8 protein-coding genes and 1 tRNA gene are annotated in these 6,847 nt (G+C 66.5%); 4 read left to right on the top strand and 5 right to left on the bottom strand.

The genetic code is table 11. The features are described 5' to 3' along the window. Positions 1-29 precede the first annotated feature (29 nt). From K8V11_RS09100 to K8V11_RS09080, 5 genes are all read right to left on the bottom strand, one after another. Positions 30-105: transfer RNA gene (locus K8V11_RS09100), tRNA-Trp, on the bottom strand. Positions 106-237: 132 nt separating this feature from the next. Continuing rightward, positions 238-645: a MaoC/PaaZ C-terminal domain-containing protein gene (locus tag K8V11_RS09095; RefSeq protein WP_303913012.1), complete on the bottom strand. Its 408-nt coding sequence runs from the start codon at positions 643-645 to the stop codon at positions 238-240. Beyond that, a complete protein-coding gene (locus K8V11_RS09090) occupies positions 642-1,091 on the bottom strand; it encodes a MaoC family dehydratase N-terminal domain-containing protein (RefSeq protein WP_303913009.1) in 450 nt (149 codons plus the stop codon). The genes K8V11_RS09095 and K8V11_RS09090 overlap by 4 nt, the downstream gene beginning before the upstream one ends. A gap of 32 nt (positions 1,092-1,123) precedes the next feature. Then, positions 1,124-2,092, bottom strand: coding sequence for a M48 family metalloprotease (locus K8V11_RS09085; RefSeq protein WP_303913007.1), 969 nt, complete (start codon positions 2,090-2,092; stop codon positions 1,124-1,126). A 24-nt stretch (positions 2,093-2,116) separates the two neighbouring features. Further along, positions 2,117-2,692 carry a LemA family protein gene (locus K8V11_RS09080; protein ID WP_303913006.1) on the bottom strand — a complete coding sequence of 192 codons (576 nt, stop codon included), beginning with the start codon at positions 2,690-2,692 and terminating at the stop codon, positions 2,117-2,119. 238 nt (positions 2,693-2,930) lie between these two features. Between K8V11_RS09080 and K8V11_RS09075 the strand changes: the two genes are divergently transcribed. The 4 genes from K8V11_RS09075 to K8V11_RS09060 all read left to right on the top strand — a co-directional run. Beyond that, positions 2,931-4,505 carry an NAD(P)/FAD-dependent oxidoreductase gene (locus K8V11_RS09075; RefSeq protein ID WP_303913004.1) on the top strand — a complete coding sequence of 525 codons (1,575 nt, stop codon included), beginning with the start codon at positions 2,931-2,933 and terminating at the stop codon, positions 4,503-4,505. Next, complete coding sequence (locus tag K8V11_RS09070; RefSeq protein WP_303913002.1) at positions 4,502-5,398, top strand: metal-dependent hydrolase; 897 nt, start codon at positions 4,502-4,504, stop codon at positions 5,396-5,398. The genes K8V11_RS09075 and K8V11_RS09070 overlap by 4 nt, the downstream gene beginning before the upstream one ends. Continuing rightward, a complete protein-coding gene (locus K8V11_RS09065; protein WP_303913000.1) occupies positions 5,395-6,498 on the top strand; it encodes a PDR/VanB family oxidoreductase in 1,104 nt (367 codons plus the stop codon). The genes K8V11_RS09070 and K8V11_RS09065 overlap by 4 nt, the downstream gene beginning before the upstream one ends. Beyond that, positions 6,495-6,847 (top strand): aldehyde dehydrogenase family protein (locus tag K8V11_RS09060; RefSeq protein ID WP_303912998.1); only part of this gene is annotated, 353 nt, incomplete at its 3' end. The genes K8V11_RS09065 and K8V11_RS09060, both read left to right, overlap by 4 nt.

The raw sequence follows: 6,847 nt of genomic DNA, 5'->3' as shown, positions 1-6,847 counted from the left end.
AATCGGCCCGGGCTCGCACCCGGGGGATGTGGCAGGGGCGACAGGACTCGAACCTGCAACCTGCGGTTTTGGAGACCGCTGCTCTGCCAATTGAGCCACGCCCCTTTGCGTTTCCTTCGACTCTACGGCGTCTGCACCCACGTGTGGTGCAGAAGCGACCGCTCGCCACGGAGCACGCGAGGATTCACTCTACACAATGGACGGAAGCCGTCCCAACCGAACGCAGCGCGCCGCAGCTCATGGCTTCACCGTGACCGCCGCTTTTCCGTAGATTTTCGCCCCCTCGTTCTTCGCCGTGAGCATCACCGTGGAGTATCCGGTCGCCGGGTCGGGCTCCTTGACCCGCGCGGTCAATTCGATGGTCGCCGCCCCATCCATGGGCACCGGCACCGGCTTGGCGAAACGCACCTCGCTGCGCACGATCTTGTGCGATCCTCCGGCCCAGTCGGCCACCTCCGCAAGCACACGCGCCCAGGTCAGCATGCCGTGCGCGATGACCCCGTCGAGGCCGAGGGCGCGCGCGGCCTCGTCGTCAAGGTGGATGGGGTTGGGGTCGCCTGCCGCGCGCGCATACTCGAGCAGGTCCTCGCGGCTCAGCTCGATCGTGCGTTCGCCGAATTCCGGCCGTTGTGCGCCCATGCTCATGCCTCCCCTCCCGCGCTCTCGTCGGCACCACTGGTGGCCAGCGCGGACAACAGCGTCGTTCGCAGCGTCTGGACGGTTGTTCCGCCCGCGTCGCGCACGTCGATGGCGAAGGTGATCAGCCTCCCGCCGGCGGCCTTGCGGATCGATTCGACCGTCGCGGTCGCGGTGTAGGTCCGGCCCACCTCGAGCGGATGGGAGGACTCGATGCGCTGCTCGGTGTGCATCGTCCGGGCGAGGTCGATCCCCAGGCGTTCATCGCCGATGAGCTTCTCCTGAACCCCCGACGTGAGCGGCGCGGCGATCGTGTGGGGCACCTGCTCTCCGCCGTCATCGGAACGTGTGACGGCGGAGAACTCGCGCACCATGACCGGTGTGAGCTCCAGCGGACCGGAGTCGACGCTGATCCCGACGAGACCATCCTGTCCTGCGTTGTGCTGGTCGTCCATGGTTGCCAAGGTACCCATCCGGCCGGGTGGAGCTAGGCGCCGGGCGCCCGCGGGGGTTCTGCGCCCATCTTCACCAACGCGTCGACGCGCTGCCCGATGGGCGGGTGCGTGGCGAAGGCGCCGGCGAATTTCGCCGGATTGAAGAACGCCAGCGCGCCGACGGTCTTATAGAACTTCTCGGCGTCCTTGTTGTTGTCGGCGCCGGACTGATAGCTGTAGCCGTCGATCTTGGCCAGCGCGCTCGCCATGGCCGTGGGGTTACGGGTGAAGCGCACCGCGTTCGCATCGGCCTGGGATTCGCGCTTGCGGGACATGAAGGCATTGCCGACGCGCGAGAGAATGGGAGCAACGAGGAGGAAGATCAGCGACAGCACGATGATGACGATCGCCAACGGGTTGGTCTTGCCATTGCCACCGCCGCGTCGCCCGTAGAACATGCGCGAGGACAGGCCCGCGATGATGCCGACCGTCGACGTCAGCGCGATGAGCCTAGTCATCGCCACCGAGTCGCCGGTATAGACGTGGCTGAGCTCGTGCGCCATGACCGCCTGGACCTCGGAGCGATCAAGCGTCTGCAGGATTTCCGCGGTGAACACGACGCGGGCGTGCCCCTTGCGATTGCTCAGCGCGTAGGCGTTGGCCACACCGGTGCCGTGCTGGATGTAGACATCGGGCACCTTCATCCCCGAGGCGATCGACATCTCCTCGGCGATGTTGTAGAGCTGCCCGCTGGTGACCCGCTCGTGGTCACCGCCCACCGATCCCATGACGACGGACGACGACATCAGCATGACGAACGCGAGGATCACCGCGGCGACGACCACCGCGATACCGCCGTAGAGGAGGAGGTAACGCAGCAGCTCGGCATTGGTGACATTGCTCGGCAGGGCGACGAAGAGCATCGCCGCGAGGACCGTCAATGCGAGGAGGAGGAAGTTGACCAGCCACGCGACGAATACGCCCCGGCGCAGCCGCTTGAGTTCGGTAGAGAAGGACGCCATCGGGAGTAACGCGACCTTCGGGCTCTAGAACTGGACGCCGGGCGCGCGACGAGCGGACTCGTCTTCGACCTCGAAGAGCTCGGCGGCTGTGAAGTTGAACATCCCGGCGAAGATGTTCGACGGGAAGACCTCGCGCTTGGTGTTGTAGGAATTGACGGCCTCGTTGTAGTGCTGGCGCGCGAACGACACCTTGTTCTCGGTGGTGGCGAGCTCCTCCTGCAGGGACAGGAAGTTCCGGCTCGCCTTGAGATCCGGGTACTGCTCGGCCACCGCGTTGACCCGAACCATGGCGTCCTTGTATGCCGACTCCGCCGCCTTCGCATCGCGGACCTCGCCGGTCTCGTGTGCGCGCTGCGCGGCGGTACGCGCGTCGGTGACGCGCTGGAGGGTTTCGCTCTCGTGTTTCGCGTAGCCCTTGACGGTCTCCACGAGGTTGGGAATGAGGTCGGCGCGGCGCTGGAGCTGGGTGTCGATCTGCGCCCAGGCCTCCCGCGCATTGTTCCGCATGCGGACGAGTCCGTTGTACATACCGATGGCTACCGCCACCAGGATCACCAACAAGATGATGACGACGATCAGAATCACGAGCCCGGCACCCATGTGGAACGCCCCTTTCACCGCACGGAAGTGGTCTACGTCGAACCTAACACGGTCTCCACGTTCCCGTGAGAAATGAACGCCTACCTCCACCGAAGCGCAGGCGGTGCAGAGGCGCCTCGATCGACACACAGCAGTAGTTGACATCAGGCGATGTCTACATAAGACTGAGACGCGTATCACCCAACGCACGACACGCCCCGGGCGCGCCGTCCATACCGGCTACGACAAGGAGCTGTTCATGGACTCCTGGAACGACATCGAGAACCACACCGAGACCGACAGGATGGTGGACGACATGCTCGACGTCGCGGTCGTCGGTGCGGGGTTCGGCGGCATCTGCACCGCCAAGCGCCTGCTCGACGAGGGCATCACGAACTTCCTCCTCTTCGATCGCGCCTCGGAGGTCGGCGGTACCTGGCAGGCGAACACCTACCCCGGCGCACAGTGCGACATCCCGGCCGCGCTGTACTCGTTCTCCTTCGCCCAGAAATCCGACTGGTCGCGCCTCTATCCCCTACAGCCCGAGCTACTCGCCTACCTGCGCGAGGTGTGCAAGAACTTCGGCATCGAACCGCACCTGCGGCTCGGCCACGAGATCCTCGACATGCGTTGGGACGAGACGGGCCGGCACTGGACGCTCGCAACCTCGGAGGGCACGTGGCGGGCGCGCGTCGTCGTCGGAGCGTTCGGCCCGTTCAGCGAACCGTCGACGCCGAACTTCGCCGGACTCGAGGACTTCGAGGGCACCGTCCTCCATTCCGCGCGCTGGGACCACACGCAGGACTGGAGCGGCACGCGCATCGGGGTCATCGGTACCGGCGCCTCCGGCGTGCAGATCATCCCGCAGGCAGTACGCGCGGGCCGTTCGCTCACCGTCTTCCAACGCACGCCGACGTGGATCTTCCCGCACCCCGACCGGCCGATCCCTTCCGCGCTGCAGACACTTTTCGCGCGGATCCCCGCCACCCAGCGCGCCCTGCGCCGCACGGTCGACCTCCTCCTCGAGTCCATGGTCTACGGCCTCGTGTTCCGCCCTGCCCTGCTCAAGGGGATGGAGGCCATCGCTAAGGCGCAGCTGCGGCGCCAGATTCCCGATCCGGAGCTACGCGCCAAGCTCACCCCGGACTACATGTTCGGCTGCAAACGGCCGACGTTCTCTAATGCCTACTTCCCCGCCATGGCGGATGCGAAGACCGACGTCATCACCGAACCGATCCGGCGGATCGTGCCCACCGGCGTCGAGACCGCGGACGGTACGGTCCACGAACTCGATGTCCTCGTACTCGCCACAGGGTTCACCGTCTCCGGCCATCCGTTCTTCTCCCGGGTTCATGACGCCGGAGGCCGCTCCCTCGCCGAGAGCTGGGAGCCCACGCCCCTGTGCTACCTGGGCACCGCAGCGGCCGGTTTCCCCAACCTGTTCCAGATCCTCGGCCCGAACGCGGCGACGTACACCTCGATGGTCGTCGTCATCGAGGCGCAGGTCGACTACATCATCAGCGCGCTCCGGGAGATGCAGGCTCACGGGTTGACGAGCCTCGAGGTGCGCGGCGACGCGGTGGAACGGTTCGTCGACGAGATCGACACCACGCTGTCGCGCTCGGTGTGGAACGTCGGCGGCTGCGCCTCCTATTACATCGACGCCACCGGCCGGAACATCGCCTGGTTCCCGGGGTTCTTCCGCCAATTCCGCGCGCGCACCCGGCGCATCCACCTGCCCGATTTCGTCCTCGGGGCCGGCGGCGACGTCGCCGAGGACACGTCCGCCGATTCCTACGATTCCGCCGAGACCGAGGAGGCCAGTAGGCCATGAGCACCGAAACGCATTCGACAACCCATACGGATGAGTCCTATTCCATCGAGGCGCGCGACGTGCATTTCGAATGGGACGGGATGCCGCTGCACTACATTCCCGGCCAGCCGATGGCGGTGCACATGTACAACGCGATGCACCTCATCCTCCCGGAGGGCGAGCGCGCGATGTCCTCCGCGCTCGCCGAGGCGCTGCCCCACATCGAGGACCCGCGGCTGGAGGAGGAAGTGCGCGGGTTCATCGGGCAGGAGACCCAGCACGCCGACTCGCACCGCGGTGCTCGCGAGTACCTCGCCGATCTCGGGCTCAATGTCGAGATGGGCGCGAAGATGGAGTGGATGGTCGACAACGTGCTCGGCTACAAGGGGCTCACCGGCCGCGCCCGTAAGGCGTGGCTGTGCGAGCGGCTCGGCCTGTTCGCGGCGATGGAGCACTACACCGCGGTCGTCGGGAACTGGTTCCTCGCCAGCGGCGGCCTCGAGGCGAACGACACGCACCCGGAGATGATGGACCTCCTCAAATGGCACGGCGCCGAGGAGGTCGAACACCGCAACGTCGTCTTCGATGCATTCCAATACGTCGACGGCTCGTATGCGCGACGCGTGCGCACCTCGTTGATCGCCAGCGTCGTGTTAGCCGCGTTGTTCTTCTCGACGGCGCGGGATTTGTACCGTTCCGATCCGGAGCTGCCGAAGAAAAAGGAGCACTGGCTGCTGTCGTTCCGCCGGTCCATCAAGGCGAAGGCCGTTCCGGACGTGAAGTTCTTCGTAACCGAGATCCCGGTGTACCTGCGCCCGAAGTTCCACCCGGCGTCCTTCGGCAGCATCGACATGGCCGTGGAATACCTGTCTCAGTCCACCGCCGTGCACAGGCACGAGGAGCAAGACCAGTGACCAAGTCTGCCAGCACGCGCGTCACTGCCGCGATGCGCATGTTCGACATCGCCGCGGACGGATACCGCCAGGTCTTCGCCCGCAGCCCCTTCGCGCCGATGCTCTCGCGCCCGAACCCCGTTCGGCGCACCGGCTACGACCTCCCGGTGACCGTGACGCGCGTGCGTAAACAGGCCCCCGACGTCGTGTCGTTCGAGCTGACGCCGGACAGCGGGAACCCCGTTCCCTTTTGGCGCCCCGGGGCGCACCTCGACGTGTTCCTCCCCTCCGGGAAGCAGCGCAGCTACTCGCTGTGCGGCGACCCTGAGGACCGCAGCCACTTCCGCATCGCGGTGCGGCGGATCTCCGCCGAGGCCGGCGGCGAGGGCGGTTCGGTCGAGATGCATTCGCTGTCCGAAGGCGACCGGATCACGGTGCGCGGCCCGCGCAACGCGTTCCCGTTCCGGCAGACCGAGAACTACTTCTTCATCGCTGGCGGCATCGGGATCACCCCGATCCTGCCGATGGTCCGGCACGCCGAACGCGAGGGCGCGAACTGGAAGCTCGCCTATCTCGGGCGCTCCCGCGATACCCTGCCCTTCCTGGACGAGCTCGCCGAGATCGACGCAGGTCTCGGGCGCGTCGAGGTGCGCACCGACGACGAACTCGGTCCCCCGTATATCCCCGAGGTGCTCGCCGGCGCCGATGCGGCCTCGGCGGTGTACATGTGCGGGCCGCCGTCGCTCATGGACACCGCGCGCACGGTGCTGCCGGACGTCGACCCCGCGGCGACATTGCACACCGAGCGCTTTTCGCCGCCGGAGGTCGTCGGCGGCAAGCCGTTCACGCTGCTCATCGCCGGTTCGAGCGAGAAGGTGCAGGTGGCGGCGAACGAGACCACGCTCGACGCGATCCGCCGCGTCGAGCCCGGGGTGAGCTACTCCTGCCGGCAGGGATTCTGCAGCTCGTGCATGACCCGCGTGATCTCCGGCGAGGTCGACCACCGGGACCACCGGCTCACCGATTCCGAACGCTCCGAATACATGCTCACCTGTGTATCTCGGGCGGCCGGCTCCACTCTGACCGTCGACCTGAACAGCGAAGGACGTTTATTGCCATGACTCAAGTACACGCGCGCCCGGACGTAGCGTTCGACTCGCCCTCCGACGTCATACGTGATGTTCAATCCGCACGGCGGGCGCAGAAGCGCTGGCAGGACATGGGTTTCGCGAAGCGGCGCAAGGTGCTCGACGCGTGGCGGGCGGACCTGGCGCGGAATGCCGAACAGATCGCCCGGACGATGAGCGCCGAGATGGGCAAGCCGCATGCGGACGCGATGTTCGAGATCGTCATGTCGCTGGAGCACCTCGCGTGGGCGGCCGCGAACGCCGAGAAGGTGCTCGGGCGGCGCAAGGTCGCGACGAGCGCGCTGACGAAGAACCTGCGGGCGACGGTCGAGTACCTGCCGTA

It is taken from the genome of Dietzia timorensis (assembly GCF_020742175.1).
Lineage (GTDB): Bacteria > Actinomycetota > Actinomycetes > Mycobacteriales > Mycobacteriaceae > Dietzia > Dietzia timorensis_A.
This window is presented reverse-complemented; position numbering and strand designations above follow the sequence as displayed.

Coding starts and splice junctions, on each gene's coding strand:
- K8V11_RS09095 (WP_303913012.1), bottom strand. CDS start 645: ATGAGCATGGGCGCACAACGGCCGGAATTCGGCGAACGCACGATCGAG.
- K8V11_RS09090 (WP_303913009.1), bottom strand. CDS start 1,091: ATGGACGACCAGCACAACGCAGGACAGGATGGTCTCGTCGGGATCAGC.
- K8V11_RS09085 (WP_303913007.1), bottom strand. CDS start 2,092: ATGGCGTCCTTCTCTACCGAACTCAAGCGGCTGCGCCGGGGCGTATTC.
- K8V11_RS09080 (WP_303913006.1), bottom strand. CDS start 2,692: ATGGGTGCCGGGCTCGTGATTCTGATCGTCGTCATCATCTTGTTGGTG.
- K8V11_RS09075 (WP_303913004.1), top strand. CDS start 2,931: ATGGACTCCTGGAACGACATCGAGAACCACACCGAGACCGACAGGATG.
- K8V11_RS09070 (WP_303913002.1), top strand. CDS start 4,502: ATGAGCACCGAAACGCATTCGACAACCCATACGGATGAGTCCTATTCC.